The organism is Bacillus sp. sid0103 (genome assembly GCF_019219025.1).
This window is the reverse complement of the sequence record NZ_JAHUWN010000030.1, coordinates 1-23,178: the sequence shown is the minus strand read 5'-3', so window position 1 is coordinate 23,178 and position 23,178 is coordinate 1. Positions and strand designations below refer to the sequence as shown.

General features: G+C 36.6%; 27 protein-coding genes and 1 pseudogene. 7 read left to right on the top strand and 21 right to left on the bottom strand.

The window, feature by feature from the left end:
* Positions 1 to 149 precede the first annotated feature (149 nt).
* The 11 genes from KW850_RS25960 to KW850_RS25910 all read right to left on the bottom strand — a co-directional run bounded on the left by KW850_RS25960 (position 150) and on the right by KW850_RS25910 (position 11,627).
* Positions 150 to 1,529, bottom strand: a complete 1,380-nt coding sequence (locus tag KW850_RS25960; protein ID WP_218350650.1) for a Mur ligase family protein — start codon at positions 1,527 to 1,529, stop codon at positions 150 to 152.
* Positions 1,530 to 1,965: 436 nt separating this feature from the next.
* Positions 1,966 to 3,213: a TolB family protein gene (locus KW850_RS25955; protein ID WP_218350649.1), complete on the bottom strand. Its 1,248-nt coding sequence runs from the start codon at positions 3,211 to 3,213 to the stop codon at positions 1,966 to 1,968.
* Between the two features lie 666 nt (positions 3,214 to 3,879).
* Positions 3,880 to 4,284 (bottom strand): nuclear transport factor 2 family protein, encoded by a 405-nt coding sequence (locus tag KW850_RS25950; protein WP_218350648.1) that lies wholly within the window; start codon positions 4,282 to 4,284, stop codon positions 3,880 to 3,882.
* Positions 4,285 to 4,343: 59 nt separating this feature from the next.
* The gene (locus KW850_RS25945; protein WP_218350647.1) at positions 4,344 to 5,309 is read right to left on the bottom strand and encodes a zinc-binding alcohol dehydrogenase family protein; all 966 of its coding nucleotides are present in this window, start codon (positions 5,307 to 5,309) and stop codon (positions 4,344 to 4,346) included.
* 20 nt (positions 5,310 to 5,329) lie between these two features.
* Positions 5,330 to 6,856, bottom strand: coding sequence for an osmoprotectant update ABC transporter permease/substrate-binding subunit OpuFB (gene opuFB, locus KW850_RS25940; RefSeq protein WP_218350646.1), 1,527 nt, complete (start codon positions 6,854 to 6,856; stop codon positions 5,330 to 5,332).
* A complete protein-coding gene (opuFA, locus tag KW850_RS25935) occupies positions 6,849 to 7,805 on the bottom strand; it encodes an osmoprotectant update ABC transporter ATP-binding subunit OpuFA (RefSeq protein WP_218350645.1) in 957 nt (318 codons plus the stop codon). Before opuFA ends, opuFB begins: the two co-directional genes overlap by 8 nt.
* 85 nt (positions 7,806 to 7,890) lie before the next feature.
* Complete coding sequence (locus KW850_RS25930) at positions 7,891 to 8,322, bottom strand: MarR family winged helix-turn-helix transcriptional regulator (protein ID WP_374226391.1); 432 nt, start codon at positions 8,320 to 8,322, stop codon at positions 7,891 to 7,893.
* Between the two features lie 364 nt (positions 8,323 to 8,686).
* Complete coding sequence (locus tag KW850_RS25925) at positions 8,687 to 9,664, bottom strand: ring-cleaving dioxygenase (RefSeq protein WP_218350644.1); 978 nt, start codon at positions 9,662 to 9,664, stop codon at positions 8,687 to 8,689.
* 18 nt (positions 9,665 to 9,682) lie between these two features.
* Entirely contained in the window at positions 9,683 to 10,651 is a 969-nt protein-coding gene (locus KW850_RS25920) for a ring-cleaving dioxygenase (RefSeq protein WP_218350643.1), read from the bottom strand.
* A 94-nt stretch (positions 10,652 to 10,745) separates the two neighbouring features.
* On the bottom strand, positions 10,746 to 11,144 hold the full coding sequence (locus KW850_RS25915) for a DoxX family protein (RefSeq protein ID WP_218350642.1): 399 nt from the start codon (positions 11,142 to 11,144) through the stop codon (positions 10,746 to 10,748).
* Between the two features lie 60 nt (positions 11,145 to 11,204).
* A complete protein-coding gene (locus KW850_RS25910) occupies positions 11,205 to 11,627 on the bottom strand; it encodes a MarR family winged helix-turn-helix transcriptional regulator (protein WP_218350641.1) in 423 nt (140 codons plus the stop codon).
* Positions 11,628 to 12,257: 630 nt separating this feature from the next.
* Between KW850_RS25910 and KW850_RS25905 the strand changes: the two genes are divergently transcribed.
* Complete coding sequence (locus KW850_RS25905; protein WP_205178538.1) at positions 12,258 to 12,371, top strand: YjcZ family sporulation protein; 114 nt, start codon at positions 12,258 to 12,260, stop codon at positions 12,369 to 12,371.
* Between the two features lie 32 nt (positions 12,372 to 12,403).
* Entirely contained in the window at positions 12,404 to 12,538 is a 135-nt protein-coding gene (locus KW850_RS25900; RefSeq protein ID WP_088085489.1) for a YjcZ family sporulation protein, read from the top strand.
* 354 nt (positions 12,539 to 12,892) lie between these two features.
* Here the strand turns inward: KW850_RS25900 and KW850_RS25895 are convergent, their stop codons facing one another.
* Complete coding sequence (locus tag KW850_RS25895) at positions 12,893 to 13,204, bottom strand: YolD-like family protein (RefSeq protein WP_218350640.1); 312 nt, start codon at positions 13,202 to 13,204, stop codon at positions 12,893 to 12,895.
* Positions 13,205 to 13,536: 332 nt separating this feature from the next.
* Between KW850_RS25895 and KW850_RS25890 the strand changes: the two genes are divergently transcribed.
* The 3 genes from KW850_RS25890 to KW850_RS25880 all read left to right on the top strand — a co-directional run bounded on the left by KW850_RS25890 (position 13,537) and on the right by KW850_RS25880 (position 14,632).
* Entirely contained in the window at positions 13,537 to 13,668 is a 132-nt protein-coding gene (locus tag KW850_RS25890; protein WP_218350639.1) for a YjcZ family sporulation protein, read from the top strand.
* Positions 13,669 to 13,740: 72 nt separating this feature from the next.
* A complete protein-coding gene (locus KW850_RS25885) occupies positions 13,741 to 13,824 on the top strand; it encodes a YjcZ family sporulation protein (protein WP_218350694.1) in 84 nt (27 codons plus the stop codon).
* Between the two features lie 706 nt (positions 13,825 to 14,530).
* Positions 14,531 to 14,632, top strand: coding sequence for a YjcZ family sporulation protein (locus tag KW850_RS25880; protein WP_218350638.1), 102 nt, complete (start codon positions 14,531 to 14,533; stop codon positions 14,630 to 14,632).
* A 156-nt stretch (positions 14,633 to 14,788) separates the two neighbouring features.
* Here the strand turns inward: KW850_RS25880 and KW850_RS33555 are convergent.
* The 5 genes and pseudogenes from KW850_RS33555 to KW850_RS25860 form a co-directional block, all read right to left on the bottom strand.
* A pseudogene (locus KW850_RS33555) lies at positions 14,789 to 14,902 on the bottom strand (HAD family hydrolase); the annotation flags it as partial.
* Between the two features lie 145 nt (positions 14,903 to 15,047).
* Positions 15,048 to 15,752, bottom strand: coding sequence for an SAM-dependent methyltransferase (locus KW850_RS25875; RefSeq protein ID WP_218350637.1), 705 nt, complete (start codon positions 15,750 to 15,752; stop codon positions 15,048 to 15,050).
* Between the two features lie 144 nt (positions 15,753 to 15,896).
* Positions 15,897 to 16,358, bottom strand: coding sequence for a hypothetical protein (locus KW850_RS25870; RefSeq protein WP_218350636.1), 462 nt, complete (start codon positions 16,356 to 16,358; stop codon positions 15,897 to 15,899).
* Positions 16,359 to 16,609: 251 nt separating this feature from the next.
* Complete coding sequence (locus tag KW850_RS25865) at positions 16,610 to 17,452, bottom strand: GNAT family N-acetyltransferase (RefSeq protein ID WP_218350635.1); 843 nt, start codon at positions 17,450 to 17,452, stop codon at positions 16,610 to 16,612.
* Positions 17,453 to 17,732: 280 nt separating this feature from the next.
* Entirely contained in the window at positions 17,733 to 18,584 is an 852-nt protein-coding gene (locus KW850_RS25860; RefSeq protein ID WP_218350634.1) for an alpha/beta fold hydrolase, read from the bottom strand.
* 344 nt (positions 18,585 to 18,928) lie between these two features.
* Here KW850_RS25860 and gad point away from each other — a divergent pair, with 344 nt between their 5' ends.
* On the top strand, positions 18,929 to 20,341 hold the full coding sequence (gad, locus tag KW850_RS25855) for a glutamate decarboxylase (RefSeq protein ID WP_218350633.1): 1,413 nt from the start codon (positions 18,929 to 18,931) through the stop codon (positions 20,339 to 20,341).
* Positions 20,342 to 20,369: 28 nt separating this feature from the next.
* Here gad and KW850_RS34355 read toward each other — a convergent pair whose 3' ends face one another.
* Complete coding sequence (locus tag KW850_RS34355; protein WP_218350693.1) at positions 20,370 to 20,576, bottom strand: alpha/beta fold hydrolase; 207 nt, start codon at positions 20,574 to 20,576, stop codon at positions 20,370 to 20,372.
* Entirely contained in the window at positions 20,554 to 20,748 is a 195-nt protein-coding gene (locus KW850_RS34350; protein ID WP_374226392.1) for a hypothetical protein, read from the bottom strand. The genes KW850_RS34355 and KW850_RS34350 overlap by 23 nt, the downstream gene beginning before the upstream one ends.
* A gap of 250 nt (positions 20,749 to 20,998) precedes the next feature.
* Here KW850_RS34350 and KW850_RS25845 point away from each other — a divergent pair, with 250 nt between their 5' ends.
* Positions 20,999 to 21,526: a YceI family protein gene (locus KW850_RS25845; protein WP_218350632.1), complete on the top strand. Its 528-nt coding sequence runs from the start codon at positions 20,999 to 21,001 to the stop codon at positions 21,524 to 21,526.
* 231 nt (positions 21,527 to 21,757) lie between these two features.
* Here KW850_RS25845 and KW850_RS25840 read toward each other — a convergent pair whose 3' ends face one another.
* Both KW850_RS25840 and KW850_RS25835 read right to left on the bottom strand, forming a co-directional pair.
* Positions 21,758 to 22,642 (bottom strand): MFS transporter, encoded by an 885-nt coding sequence (locus KW850_RS25840; protein ID WP_218350631.1) that lies wholly within the window; start codon positions 22,640 to 22,642, stop codon positions 21,758 to 21,760.
* Positions 22,643 to 22,676: 34 nt separating this feature from the next.
* On the bottom strand, positions 22,677 to 23,178 hold a 502-nt coding region (locus KW850_RS25835), incomplete at its 5' end, for an oxidoreductase (protein WP_483862191.1).

Sequence of the window (23,178 nt, the reverse complement as noted above, 5' to 3'; positions counted from 1 at the left end):
CTGTCATGGCGTCCTATTTTTTTCTTTCCACATTTAAATCCCTAAAAAAAGGCAGCTTGCCGCTCATGAACTACACCTCCAATTGTGAACAATTGGGTTGCAATTCATTAATGGCAAGCTGCCTTTTAATGAGAAAAGTTTCTACCATCTTAACTTCTTAAATAGTCGATGACATCATCGAAGTCTGAGTCTTCCCCGCCCGTTTTGAAATAAACAATGTCATTTGGGATTAAAAATGAATCAAAAAACCTCTTCATTTCATCTGCATCTGAAAAATGATAAACATTTTGCGGATTCACTCCTGCCTCTATAGCTGGCTTTTGAAAATCTTTTGCAATAAACCCTTTGGTGATGAGAATATCGACCCCTGTATAACCGAGTAGCTGTCCTGCCTTTTCGTATTCTTCATCTGCATATTTTCCCAGTGCTGCCATTCTTCCCAGAACAGCAATCTTTCTTTGGGATGGCAATGCTATCCTGCTTAATGTTTCTAAACCTTTTCTTAAGGAAGCAGGATTTGACTTCCAAGTATCATCGACCAACGTAATATGATTTCGTCCTTCCATTAATTGAAAATGCGATCTCATGTGATGAAAGGAAGATAATCTCTTTAAAGCATAGTGAATATCCACTCCTAAGATTACAGCGGCTGCTAATGAAGCGGCTGCATTATATACATTATGACCACCAAGACCCGATATATATCCTTTATATTCCCTTTGCTTATATTCCATCCAAAAAGTCATGCCGGATGTATGATATTGATACTTCTTAATCCTAAAAATAGCATCCTTGTTTTTTCCGAATGTTATAATCTCTCCTTTAAATTTTGAAGTATCGATGGAGGAGAGATATCGGTCGTCCGAATTTAGGATGAGAATTCCCTCATTGTTCATACCTTGCATTATTTTTGCCTTCTCTGCTAGATAATCATCAAATGATCGAATTTTATCCGTATGATCCACATCAATCATTGTCATAATCCCAATCGTCGGGTAAAAATACTTACAGGACTCCGTCATATCCCTTTTTTTAGATACGGCTGTTTCAAACACTGCCACATCCGTATCTTCATTAATTCCCATTAAATAAGGAAGGTTGTAATAATCGGCATTTTTGCTGGATATGGTTGCCTGCACATTGTGTGTTTCTTCCAAAATGTGTTTTATCATTTCTTTCGTTGTAGACTTCCCACATGTACCAGTAATGGCGACTACAGGAATGTTAAACAGATGCCTGTAGTACGAAGTAAATTTAAAGAAACTGTCTTTGAGATCCTTTACCATAATGATTTGCTTGGGATTTAATCTTTCCATATTAGAAAATGGTGTATCTGTAACGATGAATACATTCTTGTAATTCTTTATAGATTCAATAGGCACTTCTTTATTGTTCAAACGAAAAAATAACGTATGACTCCTAATTTCAAATCTGTCATTAGTGACTTTCTTAATCCGTATCCCTTTTTGCTTTTCATTAGGCTGAATGTTCATGGCAGTTAAAATGTTCTCCAATAATAATGTCTTCAAAATGTCCCTCCTGAAGTTCCTTTTTTGAAAAAAAGCATTCCCCCAATAATACTGTTCTATATGGTAGTAGTGATTGAATCACTTTGAATTCAAACGCTAATGTATCATATGACGTGTCCCCTAATGCAGGTGTGTGATAAATACTCAGGTAATTAGCGGAAAATAACAGGCTTTATTCATTTTCTTAAGGAAATAAAACCGTAAATTTTAACATAAAGTTCCATAACCCTTTGAAAAGAACAAAAATAAGTCGGGATTTTCACCCCGACTTTATTGCAATCTAATCCTGTCTTTTGTTGTTCACTTTCGCTATATTCCGTATTAAGCATAGGACTTCACAATAGTCCTCACTCATTCAGATATAAGCAATATACGTTCTTTGCCTTGTTGTTTTTCGGCTTTATAAAGTTCAATTTTTGAAAATAGGCGGTTCATTTTAAACACCGCTTTCATAAAATTCAATCGTATCCACGTTTTTTATCCATAGTTTTGCGTCCGTCCCATTAGTATTTGCCTTCCAAAGGTTTTTGTTGTTATCTGTAATCGAGGTTTTTCTAATCCAAACAATCTTATCAATCGACTTAACGTAAAAAGGGTCATAATCACCATATCCTTTAGGTGGTTCTGTTATTTTTTGTTGTTTATTTTCCTTAATATCGATGAAATAAAGGGAAGGTAACGGATGTTTGCTAAAATCATTTGACCATTCTGCTTCCTTGCTTCTTGACGTAACAATTGTGTTGTCAGATATCCAATCAAAATCAAGATCGATGTAGTTCTCTGGTGTATATTTTGTGGATGCAGGCATTACCTCTATTTTTAAATCCTTATTCTTAAACCCAAAAACAATTCTTCCACCGCCTGAAATATATGCAATGGTATCGTTGGATGGCGCCCATTTTGGTTTGCCAACATGTAGAATAATTTCATCTAAAACTTTAAAGTTCTTACTATCACTTGATATGACACATAGCATGTTACTATCCATTGACCAGGAAGCGGTGGGTGAGACGATGAATGAAATCCATTTTTTACTCGGTGAATAGTTAAAATCGTCCGCATAAACTGCAAGGATTTTGTTATCCTTATTTGTACCAATTTCATTTGGAAGGGTGAAAAAATGATCAACACCGCCGAATAATACAACTTCTTTATAATTGTCTCCAACTTTTTTGGTAAAAAGAATGGCACTTGTCCAACCGTCCGGTCGAAGAGTGCCAGCGGATGCAAGCAAAAAACCGCTGCCATCTGGTAGCCATGTATAACTATTAACGCCGTTTGAAATATTATAGAACCGTGTGAAATCAGATATGTCTAATGTACCTTCTTGATTAAAGGCTATAACATTTTTCTTTGGCGACCATGATGGGCCTTGGGCATCATAAAATATTTTCTTTTTTTCTCCTGTTAGAATATGATAGGCCCAGGTTTCATGCTGAAATTCTTTATCCTTACGTTCTGCCGGAGCTTCATTTTGATACAAAAGCCATTGTCCGTCCTTGGACCATTTCGGTTGACCGAATACTTTCCCGGTTTTTGTAATTTGCTTTTCTTCGTTGTTGATAAACGTCCAAAAATTCCCGTCTCTAATAAATGCAGCTTTTACATCCTTTTCATTTGCCGCAAAAGTAGGTATTGGATGAAGCATCGACATAAAAAGTATCATTAGTAAAATCCTTATCATAGTTGGGACCTCCCTCAGGATTTAGCTAAAATGGGTTAGAAAGAACGTATTGAAACAAACGTGGTAGCTGGAGTTACCCAGGCGTTATTGAATCGTTAAAGTTCTTCAGCACTTGTTTTAGCTTTAACTGGCGAACAGGATAAGAGAAATAAACATGCGTTCAATATCGAAAGATACTTTTTCATAATGAACCTCCCTTATTCGATTTCTCTTAGTTTGCCTCATTGAAACAAAAAAGCCTTCCCGGTAGTGGGAAGGTGATGTTTATATTTTGAAATTAATTTTTAATTATTTGGTAATTCTTTGCGATCATTTGCCTCTGGTAGTTTTTCAATCCAACCATTGTTTATGGCTTGTGGGTATAGGACTATCGTAATAATAACCGTTAAGAGAATAATTGCGATACATACCATTGTTTTTGAAGCAAATTTTAAATGGCGAGCCAATTTAAATCCTAAAATGATTAACACAGAATTTATGATTAATATTGTTGGAATAGCTACTTTCGATATGTTTTTTCCAAGCGGGGTTTTCGTTCAATGACGGATTGTGGTGAAAGTTCTTGTACCTTGAAGAGTTTCACTTCAACACCTGCTTGTTTCCCTGCATCAGTACCCCACTGAGCTAATTGATAGTTTGTTCCGATAGTACTGTAGTAAATAATCGTTATTTTTCATAGTCTGGGTCTAAATAAATGAAAAGTCGATGTATCTTGTAATCCCGTATTTCAAACACATTACAAAAGCGTCCTGCATGGGTGACACCGGCACGCCACTCTTTTCCATTGGAAGTAACACCAGAACTTGTACCCTCAACGACAACCGTGTCGCCTTGAATTATATAGTTAAAATAAGCGTAGTCGTGGGTGATGGATTTAAAGCTTGGACCATCAAAAACTAGTTTTTTGATGTCTTCAATTCCATTTGCAATTCCCATCTTTGGGAAATAAAGTTGGGCATCCTCGGCAAATAATTCAAGAAAAGCAGGATTGCCCTGGTCAGCTAGTTTAAAGTATTCAAGCGCAACAGACTTACGTTGCTCATCTGTCATGGATTTTTGTGTTATTTCCATAATTAATCCTCCTATTTATATTTTTCTAATCATAGCAATACTCAAAGGCAAATACATTTTCAATTAACTACAACAATTTTTCCATTAGCCGCATTGCTTTCCATCAAGAGATGTGCCTTATCGATTTCAGCAAGTGGGAAAACATTTGCAATTGGAACATTAATTTTATGTTGTTCAATATGGTTGAATAGTTCAACTAGCAATTTCTCTTTAAAATTTACACCGCTATCAAACTGGGTAAAATACGTACCAGAAGGAATATCCATCATAGGTTCAAAGTTTTCCAACACCCATTCCCCGCCTAATATTCCGGTCATGCACAAGATTCCGTGCTCAGAAAGTAACTTCAGCGAATGTTTCAACGTGACCGTACCTACTAGTTCTAAGACTTTGTTCACGCCATTTGGAAAAAGGGAGAAAAGTTGTTCTGATAAACTTCCATCATCAAGTAACACAAAATCCGCACCATATTCTTTTAAAAATTCCAACTTGTTTGTGTTTCGAGTAGTCGAAATGACAGTAGCACCGACACTTTTAGCAAGTTGCAATGCAGCTAGTCCAACAGAGCTGCTGCCTCCACGGATCAGCAGAGTTTCTCCCTTTTTAAGCTGAAGCGGATCAAAAAGAGAGGCATATGCTGTGTAATACATTTCAGGGATAGCTGCTAATTCCACCCAGTCCATATCATTGTCAATCGGATAAACCTGTGAGGATGGAATTAGCGCATATTCCGCATAACTCCCATCAAACTCACGCCCAAGACCACCCATCAGTGATACAACCCTTTGACCTTTTTGAAATGAACTATCTGATGGATCTTCAATTTCTCCTGCACATTCGATTCCAATGATTCGAGGAAGTTTTACAGATGGTGAATCACCTTGTCTAGTAAAAATCTCCGATCGATTGATACCAAAAGCTTTGATTTTTACCAGTACCCACCCCGGCCTCACTTTAGGTGTTGATACTTCCTGTACAGCCAATTCACTTGCTGTACAGGGCTTTTCTAATACAACAGCTTTCATTTTCAAATCCCCCTTATACGCTATTTTTTCAAGAGACCTTCCTTTATTAAGAAGTCTCTTGCCACATCTTCGGCGCTCTTTCCTTCGACCCCAACTTCATAGTTCATTTTTTGCATTTGACTATCGGTAATCTTTCCGGCAAGTTTGTTCAATGCTGGTACAATCTCTGGGTATTTATCTATGGTTTCTTGCCGCAATAAAGGTGAGCCTTGATATGGCGGGAAGAAATGCTTATCATCTTCAAGAACAACTAGGTGGTATTTTTGCAGTTCACCATCTGTTGAATAGGCGTTCATCAGATTTACTTTGCCTGTTTGAATGGCATGATACCTTACAGACGGGTCCATTGTAACAATCTTAAAATTCAAGCCATATTTCTGCGCCAAGCCGGGATATCCATCTTTTATGTCAGCAAACTCTGGATCAAAACCGGCTGTAACATACTGCCCGACTTTTACAAGGTCGGAAATCTTTTTCAGATCATACTTTTTTGCAAAATCTTCTGGGACCGCTATTGCATAGGTGTCATTAAATTGCATTGGGGATAACAATGCCATGTTATATTTTTTAGCCATACCTTCTTTTGCTTGTGTGTACACTTCCTTACTGTTTGTGCTTACAGGGTTCTCTTTTAGTAAGTTGGCAATGGCGGTTCCCGAAAATTCCGGATAAACATCAACATCCTTCGATTTTAATGCATTAAATACAAAGGTCGTATCGCCTAAGCCTGTTCTTAACTTTACTTTCAATTCTGTATTTTCTTCGATTAATAATTTATACATATTATCTAGAATTTCCGGCTCTGGACCAAATTTGCCAGAGATCACAATCGGCTTTTGCTCTTTTTGAAAAAGTGTCGGACCAATCATCGAGCCAACGATTAGAACGATAACAAGTGCGAAAGCACCAGAGGCGATCATTATCTTTTTAAAGGAAATTCTTTCGAGTCTTCGAAGTAGAAGGTCAAAAATAATCGCTAAAAGTGCGGAGGGCACAGCTCCCAGGATAATAAGTGAATAATCGTTTCGGGATATTCCAAGTAGAATAATATCCCCTAAACCACCTGCTCCGATGAGTGAAGCAATTGTGGCAGTTCCTATAATAAAAATGGTAGCTGTTCGGATACCTGCCATGATGACAGGCATGGCTAAAGGAAGCTCGACTTTTAATAGTCTTTTTCTTCTGTTCATTCCCATGGCGCTTGCGGCTTCAAGTAAGGAGGGCTCTACCTCTTTTATTCCTGTATAGGTATTACGTAACAGAGGAAGCAGAGCATAAGCGATTAGTGCAATCACAGCAGGGACCGTTCCTATTCCAAAAAGTGGGATCAGAAGACCCAACAAGGCTAAAGAAGGAATGGTTTGCAGCACTCCAGTAATACCAATGATATATTCAGCCATACTTTGTTTTCGTGTTAAATAGATTCCTAGTGGAATCGCAATAATTAATGAGAAAAAAAGAGCGATTAACGATATTTCTATATGTTGCAAAAGAGCGTTCAGAAGCTGAGATTTTCTATCTGATAAGACACTTACCAAATTACTCATGAATTTGCCCTCCTTCTCTCAAATATCGTGACATTACCTTCACTGCATTTTGTCTGCTGATGATCCCGATTACTTTTCCATTTTCCTCTACAGAAATTGGTTCGAATGATGCTAGTAGTTCTAATACTTCATCTACTGGAGTAGATAAGGAAATGGTTTTCATATCGGACAATAATGCTTGTTCTCCTGTAATGGGAGTGATAAGTTTCTCCAAATCAATCGATAATTTACCGCTCCCAACAAAATCACGCACAAAATCATTGGCAGGATTGGTTAAGAATTCGTGTGGAGTACCAACCTGAACGATTTCACCATCTTTCATCAGACAAATACGGTCCCCTAGCTTTAAAGCTTCTTGCATATCATGTGTGACAAAGACAATCGTTTTTTTCAGTTTTCGTTGAATTTCAAGCAGATCATCCTGTATTTTTTCCCGGCTAAATGGATCAAGCGCACTAAACGGTTCGTCCATCAAAATGATTTCGGGGTCGGCAGCTAAAGCTCTTATTACACCAATTCGTTGCTGCTGTCCGCCCGATAGTTCACTAGGTTTACGATTTCGATATTCTTTTGGGTCAAGACCTACCATTTTTAACAATTTATCGACACGAGCAGCAATCTTTTTTTTGTCCCAATTCTTTAGTTCCGGTACAACTGCAATATTTTCAGCAATTGTCATATGTGGAAAAAGAGCAATTTGCTGAAGCACATACCCAATATTCCAACGAAGTTCATTGATATCATAATCGCTTATTTTCTTCCCATTAATCCAAACCCAACCTTTTGATAATTCGATGAGGCGATTAATCATTTTTAATGTGGTTGTCTTACCAGAACCACTGGGTCCGATTAAAACAAAAAATTCGCCTTTCTTTATTTCAAAATCTAAAGACTTTACGGCAAAGGGTCCATTAGGGAATTGTTTCGATACTTGTTCAAATCGTATCATTTTTATCTCTCCTTTCATTATTCTTTTTCACTATTCAAAATTTGAATTATAAATACATAGACATCTATATAATTATCAAAAAAAATTAAAATCTTTCTAGGATTTTTGCTAACAAACGTTCCAACTGTTCTTTTTCGGTGTGCGTTAAACCCCCATAAATGACAGTGTTTAATTTTTCTGAGATCTCACGAAAAATCGGTTCCAGCTGGGTTCCCTTTTCCGTAAGATTGATTAAAGTTACTCTGCTGTCCTCCTGACTCTTTTTTCTCTCTACAAACCCTAGTTTCTGTAATTTATCAATTAAAACTGTTACTGTCGGTTGAGTGCGATGAATTTTTTCAGCCAGCTCCTTCACGGATAAGCCATTTTTTCCGTAAAGGCACACTAAAATATCCCCATGAGATGGGGAGATACCATCCACTCCGTGTTTGTTAAGCTCCGACAAAATCAAATTGTTTACTGCGTCTCTAATCTTTCCAACTTTTGATGCTGTGTCATATTTTATCATGTTTTTCATTATACATAGATATCTATGTATTTTCAAGTAAATAATATTTCATTTTACTTTTTGTTCCTATAGCACAATAAAAAATGAGTTAACTGCAACAACCCAGATAAATAACTCAAGTTTCCTTTAGCTAAGTTCAATTCTTCGCCATCTTCCTTTCGGAACATCTCAATTAAAAGATGGTATAAATGAGTCAATAGAAAATGTCCTATTGACTCATTTATTTATTATTGATTCGCTTTTTTTACCCATTCCGCAACTGTAGCTGTTCCCGTTGACTGTTCACCACTGAACAGAAAACTCGTGTTTTCCTTTTGAGAAAGAATTGTATCAAGAACTTCGTAAATAACTGTTTCGTTGAATATTTTTCTTTTTATTCTTTGATGAATTCCTGTGTACTTCTCACTGTATCAATTGGGCGAACTAATTTTTCTATTTCTACACGTTTAGGCTCTAAGAATGGAGGTAAAGATAACTTTTCCCCAAGCGTTTCATAAGGTTCGTCACCCATAAAACCAGGACCATCGGTAGCGAACTCAAATAAAATTTGCGGTGCCACTCTTGCGTATAAGGACTCAAAAAAGTGACGATTTACATAACCTGATGTATGGAATTCAAAACTATTCATCCGTTCAATCCATTCTTCTAAAACAGAGCGATTCTCTACACGTAATGCCGCATGGTGAACCGTGCCAAAACCTTGCCGGGCTTCAGGAAGAATGGCATTATGTTCAACAATGACCGAGGCACCATTCCCGCCTTCCCCCACTTCAAATAAATGGAATGCCCCTTCTTTATCTGTCTCTTTAAATAATAGGACTTTTTCCATCATTTCTTTAAAGTAATCAAAGTTCGCAATACGAACAAAAATGGGTCCTAATCCAGTAATGGCATATTCCAGTGGAATTGGACCTTTTTGCCATGGTGTTCCAGATTCCACCCCTTTATTGAATTCATCTGAAATCAATTGATATTGCTGATCATCAAAATCAATGAAAGAGAGGGTTTTCTTACCAAATTGCTCTTTGATTCCAGTATGTTTGACTTCTAAACGATCAAAGCGTTTTACCCAATAGTTTAATGATTCATCACTCGGTACACGAAACGATGTCTTTGAAATCTCGTTTGTACCATGTAAGCCTTTCGGAATACCGGGGAAATCAAAGAAAGTCATGTCTGTGCCTGCGCTGCCTTTATCATCTGCAAAGAAAAGATGATAGGTTTGAATATCATCTTGATTGACCGTTTTCTTAACTAAACGCATTCCTAAAACATAAGTGAAAAATTCATAGTTCTTTTCTGCACTACTTGTAATAGCAGTTACATGGTGTATTCCTTTTAGATGGTTCATTCTATATTCCTCCAAGAGTTAATTTAAGATCAATGGTCGTAATTTTTCTTCGATCACTTTTCGATTAGGTTCCAAAAATGGTGGAAGTGCTAGTTTTTCCCCCATTGTTTCCATTGGTTCATCTGTCGCAAATCCTGGGGTATCCGTTGATAATTCAAATAAGATACCATTGGGTTCCCTGAAATATAATGCCTTGAAGTAATACCGTTCCACTTTTCCTGAATTCGGTAACCTGTATTCTTTCAATCGTACAGCCCATTGTTCATATTCTTCCTCGTTCGGAACACGGAAGGCAACATGGTGAACACCTCCACGACCTAAGCGGACTCTTGGCAAATCGGGTCTTGTTTCAATATGAACTTCCGCACCGCTGCCCCCTTCTCCAGTTACATAAATCAATATATCTGGATAATCCCCTTCAAGTGATGGATAAGAACCAGCATAGCGAAAACCCATAACTTCTGTTAAAACACCGATAGTTGGTTCAGCAATTGCGACTGTGAGAGTTACAGGTCCTAAACCAATAATGGCATGTTCCAGTGGAATGTCATCCTTTTTCCAAGGAATCCCAGCTCTCACACCTTTTTCACCGTTATCGGCTACCAGTATTAAGCGAGTCCCCTCGAAATCTCTGAAAGCCAATGTATCACGATTTACTCTTTTTTGAATATCATCATGTTCAACCCCAAATTGTATAAAACGCTCTTTCCAAAATAATAATGAATCTGAATTTCTAACCCTTAGTGATACAGTAGAAATATCTGAAGTTCCCCTGTATGTTTGCCCAAGATGAGGAATGTCAAAGAACGTAACTTCAGTTCCTGGGGTTCCTTCCGCGTCAGCATAAAAAAGATGATAGGATTCTGTATTATCTTGGTTAACCGTTTTCTTTACCAATCTCATTCCTAAAATTTTTGTATAAAATTCATAATTTTTTTCCGCTTTTCCTGTTAATATTGATACATGATGTAGTCCTAATAGTTCCATCTCATTTCACTCCTGTCACAATATTGATTTAATTCTTTTGTTAGAAATTAAAGTGCCCCTGTAATAGGTAAAGGTCTCATAAAAGACCGATATTTTAGAACAAAAAAGAATCTAAAGCATACTGACCCGGACCGACCAAAGCTATACCAATAGCAACTGCAAGTAAAGTTAAGTTGTATTCATATCCATTAGCTGTTGCCCATAATCCATTAGGAGCATGGACTTTAACAATCGCCATTGCCATAGTCCCTGCAATCAAAATTCCTGCAAGTGGCGTTAAAAGTCCTAATGCAAACAAAATTCCGCCAATCAATTCTGCTAACCCTGCGAAAAGAGCCATGGTCACTCCTGGTTTCATGCCAATGGATTCAAACCATCCACCGGTTCCTTTCAATCCATAGCCACCGAACCAGCCAAATAATTTTTGAGCACCGTGACCCACAAATAGTAAACCAATTACCAAACGAATGATTAATAAACCAATGTTTATCATCTTAAAGTCCTCCTGTTTTTTATCTCGAATTCAAGATATTATTTTAAAAAAAATGCACGTTTAAACTTTATTCCTTACTTTTTTCAAAAGATTCACCAATGTCTCTGCCTCATCAGAATTTAATGAATCAAACATATCATCAACTAACTCATGATATTTCAACATGATTTCATTCATCAATTCACCTCCATTATCAGTTAATGTCACATGTATCACTCGGCGATCATCTGGACAGGCATGACGGCCTAATAAACCTCTTTGTTCTAGCTTATCTATAACATAGGTCATCGAACCACTTGAGACCAATATGCAATTTCCAATTTGTTGAATCGTTTGTTTCCCTTTTTGATAAAGTACCTCTAAAACAGAAAATTCTGTAATACCAAGCTTGTTTTTTGTCATTTCTTCCTTTATTCGATCATGAATTGCTTTAGATGTTTGCATTAATATCAGAAAGGGCAAATTATTGCATTTCCTCTCCATTAATTTAACCCCCTTAAATAATCTCGAATTAAGTTATCTTGAATCTGAGATAATAATAATACTTATTAATTTTTTTGTCAATAGCATTTTATTTTTAGAACTAAGCTGTCCGTTAGTTCAACAAGAAAAAGCGGCCTCAATGAGAGCTCTGATCATAAACTCAAGCACCCGTTACTTTAAGTACATTTCTTCACAAACTTAACTTCTTCCCTTTAGCCTACCTTAATCCCAAAGGCCAATTCGTATCAATTATGGTAGGTGCAGTAATTTGTTTCTAAGAAGAACCTAAAAAAGCCCTTTCTTATAGGGCTTTTTTTTGATTGAGACTATCTCTGTTTTAAGGTCTATGTCTATGCTTGAATATGGTCTATAGCGGCTACTTTCTAGATTATGCATCTGTTTATATGAAGAACCAAGGTGGTTAAGCCCCTTTTATTTTTTATTTTCTATTTTTAATTTATCTAAGCACTTTTTAGCGTTAAGGAGTCTTTTTTTCGCTACATAATACAGCAGTTTCGATTAATGATTTTTTCTCATAGTAAAGATTGGGCTTTTATATTTCGCAAGAGCCCTGACACCTTTTGGATTTAATCATAATTTGTATGGAATAGATGTAAAGGAGGTTATTAAATGGATGGTGTAGGAGCTGGTGGAGGTTTTGCATTAGTAGTTGTATTGTTTATCCTGCTTATTATTATTGGAGCGTCCTTTATGGGTGGAGGATACGGCGGTGGATTTTATTAATTAAATACTCCTATTGAAAGGGGGGGATATTTATGTTCGGTTACGGAGGATTCGGCGGCTGTGGTGGCTACGGTTATGGTGGCGGCTTTGGTTATGGCGGAGGTTTTGCCTTAATCGTTGTCTTGTTTATTTTATTAATCATCATTGGAGCAACTGTCTTTTATTAATTAAAAGCATCCAACCTAATTTTTTCAAATAAAAAAGCCCTTGTTTTAGGGCTTTTTTATTTGGCTGTAATGCACCGAACGCATAATAAAGCACTGAGGAAGTATAATGTGTCGGTATGGCTGATAGTCACTTCTAGCTTATGCATCAGTTTATATAAAGTATCATCAGATTAAGCCCTTATTTTATATTATAACTTCTATACCTAATACCCCAAGGGCATTCGACTGTTAGCAAGCCTTTCATCCCCTAATTTCCTTTTTGTCTCAAAATTTCTTTAATGAAGTGAAAAATCCTTGTTCAACTAAACTCCCGTTAGGGAAAAAAATAAAGGGATAAACACCCCAACCCCATCTTCAACAAGCTTCGAATGCCACCCGTTCATATTCGCCAGGCTTTACCTCTACGCGCAACTCATGCGTAAAAGGAACTTTCCGGTAAGCCGTAATCTCCGTGGTGAATCCGTCATCCCATACCTTAAGCTTTACCGGTAGCTTATATTCCATCGCATATGCTATCCGCTGGTCAAACTCCTCGGTATCGAATTCGCTTAGTAGCGGACGTGGCTGTCGCTCATCAACATTAAACATTTCCCGCTGCTGTTCGAATGCTTGCGGGATGAATGACGCTGCATTCCATTTCATTTTTCCGCGATCTCTTATAGTCATAACGAACATCTCCTTCATTCCTAGTGTATGCGAACAAATGTTTTGTATAAATAAAAGAATAAAGGCTCTGTTAAAAATGAATGTTTAATAATTACTCAAAATAAAAAAGGAACATTAATGTCCTTAGAGTAGCTTTCTGAACAAAAGTTAGTTGAAGAACTGAAAAATTAAATGCTAATTGCAGACGTTTCTTTTCATTTTTGAAATTGTATTAGTAAATCGCATATTTTGTTCTAACCATAGGATGATTGTCCAATCCATCCTTGTCTTAAGAAATATATATAGATAGTGAAAAGTTTTACTTCAGATATTTCAATAGGTGGTGAAAAGATATGGGTTGGGGCCTATGTGGCGGTTACGGATACGACAGTTACAGTTATGGCGGCGGTTATGGCGGCAGTACTTTTGTATTAATCGTTGTATTGTTCATTCTGTTGATCATCGTACTTGCTAGTGTCTGCTAATGTTAAATAATCAAAACAGTTGGATTTTTCGAGCAAAGTCAATTGACATAAGAATAGTTGGAGGTGCTATATATGGGTGACGGAATGGGAACTGCGTTAATCGTTGTATTGTTCATTCTTCTAATCATTATCGGATCTTCTTTCATGAGCTACTAAAATGCACAGAGCAAAGGGCAGGTTAAGTTAATCTGCCCTTTGTTATAGAGACTTCTGAAATGAAAGGAGGATGATTACAGATGGTTTTTTTTGAATTTGGTCGAAGAGACTTTCGCGACGACTTTAGAAGAAGACGGTTTTTCCCCTTTGAAATCATTTTTTTCCCCTTTGAATTCGAAAGAAAAAGACGCTTTGAATTCGATAGAGAAAGAAGAAGACGCAGATTCTAATAAAGCAAATGATTTAAACAGTGTTTCTAGGAGACTTATAAAATTTCAAGGAATCTCCTGATTCCTACCGATGGCGGACCCCCAAGGCGAGTAACTGACGGCGTCGCCTTGGGCGTTAAAGAATTACATCTGATTTTGGGGTGTTATTTTTTTAGTCGGCATAAAAGCGTTTTTCTATGTTTTTGTGAAACAAATCCAGGCATAGCAATCATATTAAAGAGTTTCAAAATGTCCATCCCATACTTAATTTACTTTTAATCAGCACTTGTCCCATTCAACTTTATTCTGGGTGCATATGTTATTATTATCCAAGTCCACCAAGCATATATCAATACCTCAGAAGAGGCGTTTGCATTTATTGCAGACGTTTTTTTGCATTTTTAGAAATAGTTTTTTTCCGATGATGATTGTCCAATTAACGCTTATCCAAATTGAGAGTATTATTCCATTTTCTGATAAAAAGGTGGTGAAAGGATATGTGGAGATTATGTGGATACGGCGGTGGGTATGGCGGCAGCGGCTTTGTATTAATCGTTGTATTGTTCATTTTGATAATTATCGTACTGAGCGTGGTTTAATAAACCAAACGGTACGAATTTGGCTGAGTATAATCCCACCACAATATTTAATTATACCATAATCACCCATTTGTGTTATTCCACTAAACTGATTCGTTAGCGGAACAAGAAAAGGGATTGCCGCAGCAGTCCCCCATATTTAACCCTAGCACCTTAGATATGACCTACTAATTTATTCAACCTGTCATATTGCCTATTAATGAACATTTTTACTGATTCATCTCTATTTAACAAAGTTCCATCTAAATCGAATATAACAGCTTTAATCATTTCTGAACCCACTCTCCCCCAATTTAAGGATCTTATATTCTTCTCTTTCGTTAGCCCAAAGTCCTTTTTCAACTATCTTGATTCGTTAGTGAAAGAAGGTATTAGAACAAGTAAAGGACAACGTTAAACGTCGCCCCTTTCATTGTTACCTTTTTATTATTTTTAACATCGAGTTAGCATTTGTCTGAAATTCATATGGTACTTTAACTTCTTCAACTGTACAACCATTATCAGCGAGATATTTTATTAATTTATCTAAATGTTCATAGCGCTTTCCTTCTAAATCAACTAAAGGGAAAATACGAATTTCCTCATTAGTAACTCTCAATAACTCATTTAGTGTTTTGATATGAAATTGGTAATCTAATCGGTCAGCATACATAAATAGAAAATGTGCAGAAAGAAGTATATCAAATTCTGAATCCTTAAACGGCAAAGAAGGTAAAGTAACGGGAATGTATCTTTCACTCGATTCCATCATATCATTAGCACATTCTTTTAAGGCACTTAAACGATGTTTCCTAAGACCGTCTACATCTTTGAAATAATCCCATATATAATTGCTCTTGGCTTTTTGCATATGCTCCATAGCATGTTCAATGTCCTGAAGACCTTTATTTTTCAAGTCTTCGCCAGAATGATAATACGCAATATCACAAGCTTTTACATCAAAACCAGATTTGTTACCAACAGCAGTAAACGAACAAGCTCCTGCTGGACAATCGAGTATTTTCTTTCCCTCTAGTTCTTCTTTTGAAAGAGAAAACATATCAAAATACTCTTCAAAAGTTCTCCCGATAAAAACAATTCTTTCTAAATCTAACTTTGTACTCTGCTCAACTATACTCAACTAAACTCACCTCTTCTAATAGAATTAAATTAATATTATTACAATTTATTGGAAAAGTTAACCTTTTTCCACCCGTTAGTCAGAACAAATATAGATTTTTATTTACGATTCAATCCATTTATTTATTCGATTTATCCCCTGCGTTCAATACTTAACAATTGTTGTAATACCACGATGTGTAATATAATTTCGGTGGTTAAGATCCTCTAACCACTTTATAGAATTTAATTGATACAAACCATAAATGTTCCTGTAAGTATAACTCCCTACATTTACTTCAATCGGCTCAGGATGTTCTTCCAACCTTTGTTTGTATTCTTCGAAAACGTGTTGATTTGGTACTTGGTAAATTTCCAAAACATCTCCTAATTCCAGATACTTTTCAATGTATGTTAGAAATAAGCGATTTCCAACACCATTTACTTCATAAACGTAGGGCAAAGAAAACAACCCCTCAATCTTTTTCTTCCAATAATCATCAACCTCTTGAACAGAGAAAAAGATAACATCTTCCTCACGTTCAAATATTGTTCGATTATTGTATTCTTCAATTTCATCTGGTATTTCAAATGGTTTGGATGAAGCTAAGAATGTAATTTGGGTCATTTTTTAAATTTCCTTCCCTAAAAAACTAAAATGGTACTGTCCCATTGAGTTAACCAACTATTTAATTAATAGATATTATTTAACTCCTGCTCCAACAAGAAAAAAGGATCGCATCAGCGGTCCCCATCTTTAACTCTTGCACCTGTTACTTTAAGTACAATTCTTCACAATCTATTTAGTAATTGAACTAGCAATAAGATAGGGTTTCAAGCTAAATCAAAGCAGGACACACTATCGATTTTTCAATGTTTCTATTTAAAAAGGATCATGACTGAATCCATTATCGCTTCATATCCAATTTGAATATAAATTTTATTGGAAGTAGGATTACTAATATCAGTGTATAAACTTGTTGTTTTATAACCTCGATCTAACAAGTTTTGAGTGAAAGCAGAAACACAATCTGAAGCATATCCCTTTTTTCTTTCGCTAATCGGTGTGTAAACACAGCTGATTGTAATATTATTTTGGGTTGGACGAGTAGCATAAGCCATAGAAACCAATTCTTCGTTCACTACCCACGCAACGAAATTCCCTTTATTAATCATTAATTTAGCTTTTTTATCTGCTTCCTCTAAACTTATAGGTTGGTTAGTTTCATAACAAAACTGATACACCCATTCTTTAATTGTGTGATGATCCTTTTCTATAATTCTCCGAAGCATTCCATGTGTATTTGTTTTTTTTACAACTTTTTCTAGTTTATAAATTTTTTGGTCCATAAAGACATTGGCTTGAATCCCTTTTAAGTTCGAAACATAAATAGCTAAATCAGTAGTTAATTTCTTTTCACCAATAAAGCCCGGTATTTCTTGAATTGTGTTACTCAACTTTTCTCCTATTACGTGTATTTCTTTGGACGTAAAAGAAACTGATTTTGATAAGATTATTTGTCCAGGATGTGTTTGTAGTAAGACCAACCCAATGTCGTTGTCTTTTATTACCGTTGCCATCAAAAGAGGATTTTCTTCATTTTCATTTATAGATAGCAAGACGCCTAAAACTAGATTGTTTTCAGCTTCAAATTTTTCTAAGAATGAGATCACATCTTTCTTAAATAATGTAAGATTCTCATACTGCACTAGTTTTATCAAACAAACCATCCCCCCTTTGGGTAATCCCTGAATGATTAATAGCATTTCTAAAAAAATACTCTTGAAAAACTAAATTATGTATCCTTTATTAAACTAAATTGTCCGTTCAACAAGAAAAAGCTGCCCAGAAATGGCAGCTGAATCTCCATAGTTTTGAATGTAAGACCATTTTTCTCATGCTGGTTTAACTGGACTTTAATACTCGAAAGAGATTTGGAAGTTAAATCAAGAACCGACTCAAACTGGGCTTTAAGGGATATCTTACATGTTCAATAATAATTTATCGAAGAAAATTCTCGATGATGGAGATTTGTTCTTCCGTATTTAAAGCTGGTGCATGTCCTAGTTTTGGAATCGATACCATTTGACAGTTTGGTTTTTGCTGCATTTTTACCGCCACATCTAGGGGCAATACGTCTGATATCTCCCCTCGTATGAGTAATATTTTAGATTGAATGGCTTCCCACTGGTTCCATAAGTTTAAATCCTCGGTGTGCTGAAATTGTAAAGCAATGTTCGGGTCATAATTAGGACTAATTCCACCATCATCTCTTCGTCTGCAAGAATATTGGGTAAAATCATTCCATTCCTGTTCGTTAGAAAGACCAAATGTGGCATAAATAGTCTTATAATAATTCTTTAGTTCGATAAAGGTTTTGAATTGTGGAGGAGTTCCAACATAACTGATAATTCGTTTTATGCCTTCAATATCTTGAACAGCATTATCAGAAGCACCTGCACCAATGTCATTTAAAATTAAGTGGGTAATACGATTTTGGTGAAGAGGCGTTCCAGCAATACGAATCCCAATAGCTCCTCCCATCGAGGTTCCTACCCAACGGGCTTGCTCTATTCCTAAATGGTCTAATAATCCAATAGCTAAATTACTGTAATTTTCAAAACAATAATCCTTTTCAGGGAAAGAACTCCATTGGCTCCATCCTCTCCCAATCGTATCAGGACAAAGGATATGATAATCTTGAGCTAAATGGCGAGCCAAAATATCAAAGTCCCGCCCGTTCCGAGTTAAGCCGTGCCAACAAACCACAGTTGGTTTCTGCGGATCACCCCATTGCGTAAAATGAACTTCCATTCCATTAATGGTTTCAAATCTAGATTTAGGTAATACCAAACTTCATTCTCCTTCATTTATAATATTCTGTTAATTAATTATTCGCTATACGTGAAGATATCCCTTCATAAAATAGTGGCACTGCCTCTTTTAAAAATACAATCCTTCAGCATCGGATGAACAGTTTCTCAGAAAGAAAATCCACTGACATACCGAGTAAATTTTCAAGCTCTTGTTTAATTTAGTTTTCTTAAATTCAACTAATTGAACGAGTTCATTGTTTTTATCTACTTCAAACAATTAAGCTTTCATCTATGGACGTAACACTGCGTTATGAATATTTTACGGCATTTATTGACAAAACAATATAAGAAGTCTAATTCCCGTGAAGGAGTGGATAGTATATGCCACATTGGCACCCGCGCCGAACGCAAATCGAGCAAAGGATGTTGCCTGACGAATTTTCTTTAAATCCCCTATTCGCCCGCAAAGGAGAAGAGGCCGTTCCGCGTTTTCGTATGCGTGATCAAGGCATGTTACCTGAAACCGCGTATCAAATTGTACACGATGAAATCACACTAGATGGGAATGCCCGTCTCAATCTTGCAACATTCGTTACCACCTGGATGGAGCCTTCCGCAGAACGTTTATATGCCGAATCAGTCGACAAGAACATGATTGATAAGGACGAATACCCGCAGACGGCGGCGATAGAGGAACGCTGTGTTCGAATTTTAGCCGATCTCTGGAATTCGCCCGACCCTCATAATACGATGGGTGTTTCGACAACGGGATCGTCGGAAGCGTGTATGCTCGGGGGACTTGCGTTAAAGCGACGCTGGCAAAACGCGCGCAAAAAACAAGGAAAACCAATTGACCGGCCAAATATCGTATTTAGTTCCGCAGTTCAGGTCGTTTGGGAAAAATTCGCGAACTATTGGGACGTCGAACCGCGTTATGTGAACATTTCCCCAGATCATCCTTATTTGGATCCCGGGGGAGTACTCACTGCCGTAGACGAAAATACAATCGCTGTGGTGCCGATTCTTGGGGAGACCTATACCGGTCTTTACGAACCGGTCGCCGCAATTGCGAAAGCCTTGGACGAGCTTCAGGCCAGAACGGGTCTCGATATTCCGATACATGTAGACGCTGCTTCAGGAGGATTTATAGCACCGTTCCTTCAACCTGACTTAGTCTGGGATTTTCGGTTGGCTAGGGTGAAGTCCATCAATGTTTCCGGACATAAATATGGATTAGTTTACCCAGGTCTTGGATGGATAATTTGGCGTGAGGCTGAAGATCTCCCTGAGGATCTCATCTTTCGAGTGTCTTATTTAGGCGGGAACATGCCGACGGTTGCCCTGAATTTCTCTAGACCTGGCGCACAAGTACTCCTGCAATACTATAACTTTCTGCGTTTAGGCAAAGACGGATACTATGAGGTGCAAAAGGCTTCTCAAGCAGTGGCGCACTTACTAAGCAAGGCGATTCTTGACATGGGACCTTTTGAACTACTTACAGACGGCTCGGATATTCCGGTATTTGCATGGCGATTGAAAGAAGGATACACCTCAAACTGGAATCTTTATGACTTGTCTCGACAATTGCGCATATTCGGCTGGCAAGTGCCTGCTTATCCTTTACCCCCAGACATGGAAGAAGTAACGATCATGCGTATTGTGGTTCGAAATGGATTTTCTATGGACTTGGCTCACCTGTTCTTGATGAACTTCAAACAAGCCGTCTCATATCTGGATTCCTTGGATGGGCCAATCCCACATGACACAAAGCACGACAATGGTTTTCACCATTGATCTCGAAACATTCAAGATAGCAGCAGTATTATCCAAGGAATATGAAATCGAGCTGGAAGCAACAAAGACCTGCTATTTGTATAAAAAATTGTGCTTTCAAACCTTTTAAGCAAGAGCTTGAAAGCACAATTCTATTGATTTTATCTGGTAGAATGTGAGTAATTTCAAGTGCTAATTCTCCGCCAAACGAATATCCAAGTAAGTCTACTTTTTCAAAACCCGTCCACTCTTGGATTGCCTAAATAATCTCCGATTAACTCTTTAAAAGTAAATGCCTCATTAGCAGTCGGACTATCACTTCTCCCACATCCACGTTGTTCATAATAAACAATAGTTCTTTCCATCGAGAGTAAAGGACCTATAGTTCGTTCAAAGGCATATAAATTGCCACCTGGTCCTCCGTGAATAATAAATAAAGGGATTGCCCGTTATTTCAATAAGAAAAGCCGCCTACATGGCAGCTCGATTTTCAACACTTGCATCCGTTAGCTGAAGAACGTCCCTCATTTTTGTTCTCTAAACTACTAATTTTTTCAATGAGAATATTACTCCTTCGTATTAAAGTAATGCACACCAAAATGGGATATGATATTCTTGTAATGGTTACAATGTTTTATTTATTGGTTATCAATTCTCAGATGAATTTAGAGGAATAAAATGACAAAAGCAAATTGGAACGTTAACCCTGCCAATAGTAATGTTAATTTTTCAGTAAACAAAATGATCGTTTCTACGGTTTACGGAGCATTTCGTAAATTTAATGCTTCAATTGAGGCAGACCTAGTTGATTTAACAACAGCAAATATTCATTTCAATATAGATGTATCTAGTATTAAAACTCATAATACTATTCTAGATGCTCACCTTAGGACGAATTTATTTGATTATGAGCAATTTCCTACAATCACATTTAAATCAAAAAATATTGTGAAAAAGGATACAGATAAGTATGATATTTACGGGTTATTAACTGTTCGAGGACTTTCACGTTTTGAAACATTCAATATTTCTATTAATAGATCTGGAAAGAATTCTTGTGAAAATGAAAAAGTTATATTCAGTAGTAAGGGACAAATTTATAGAAACGATTACGGTTTATCTTTACCTTCAACTATAAATCCATTTGGTTTTCTAATAGGAGATATAATTACCATTTCAATCCAAATTGAAGCATTAAAAGAATAATTCGAAAACAGTTGTTCATTATAATGGAATGATAAATGGTGGTTCCGACTCATTGTGGTCCGTTTCTTTTTTATGAAATAATTGTGCTTACTGTGAATAATAAAAGCCTAGCAATTATTGCTAGGCTCCAATTAAAATAATCACAATCGTGATACTTTCTCTTATCTTGAAGATTTATTGTAAACTCACTATTCTTATTCTGTTGATAACGATTTAAGACTCCCATTTTGATCAAGCTCGCTTTTGTGCCACGTAACCTTGGTTGACTATCTTTTTATTATTTAAGTAACGTGATAATCCAAATGTTGTAATACTTGCAAACACAACACTTAACGCACTAAACCATGTAATGGAAGATAATGATATTTGCCCCACAATTACTCCACCTAAACCTGCACCAACCGCGAAACCTAATTGCATCATCGATTGGTTCAGACCTAGCAGCACATCTGAGGATTCAGGTGATATCGTTGCTAAATTATATTGCTGAGTTGCACCTGATGACCATCCTGCAAATGACCAGACTGTCAATATAATAAATACTGCAATAATGGAATGTGATAGGAATGAAAGCACGACTAAAGATGTTACGTTTACAAGTAACCCTCTTTTTAATGTAAAAATTACGCCTCTTTTATCTGCACTTAGGCCACCTAGTTTAGAACCAAATAAGCTTGCAACTCCAAGAACAAGTAAAGTAATGCTTAAAAGATGTTCACTCATACCTACAGTATTTACAAGGAATGGAGATAAATAAGTAAAAATAATCCCGTACCCTGTCATTAATAAGAAGGTGATTGATAATGCTAAAGCAATTTTTGGTTTTTTGAACATAGCAATTTGACTCGTTAAAGGGATTGAAGTATCACCATTCATTTTTGGTATGGTATTTAAAACAATAAAAATGACAAGTAAAACTAATAATGCGATACCGATAAATACAAATTTCCAGCCATACGTAGATGTAATAAAACGTCCAATAGGAACACCAATGATTAATGATGCGGTAAATCCCATGACAACTGTTGCAATTGAACTTGCCTTTTTATTAGCAGGTGCAATCTTTGCTGCGATACTTAAAACTGTAACGACCGCTACACCTGTACTTAAAGCCATAATAATAATATAAGCTTCCTTCTATTCTAGTGATTTAAATTAATGTATGAAGATGCTTCTTAACATCGTATTCTTCCAATTTTTCACCATTTTTTAAACGATGAATAAAATCAGGATTAGAAATGAATGGACGTCCGAAAGCAGCGACATCAATTATTCCTTCTTCAATCGCCTGATTCGCCATTTCTGGATTTAATGTACCTACCCCAATAATGACACCATCCCAGTATTTTCGGACTAATTGATGCATCGTTTTTCCATCTGCAAGCACTCGATCAAATTGCATAATCGATGGGTGAATCATTGTTGCACCCGCTTCCTTAAATGCCTCAATAAATATACGAATAGCCATTTCTGGATCTTCCCACATGTAATTTGGTATATCTGCTTTATGAGCAGAGAATCGGACCATTGTTCGTTCTGTACCGATTGTGTCGACAACTGCTTTAATTACTTCTTTCATGAAGGTTAATCTTTGAGCAAGGTCACCACCATATTCGTCTGTCCGATGATTGGTTATATCTGAATTAAATTGG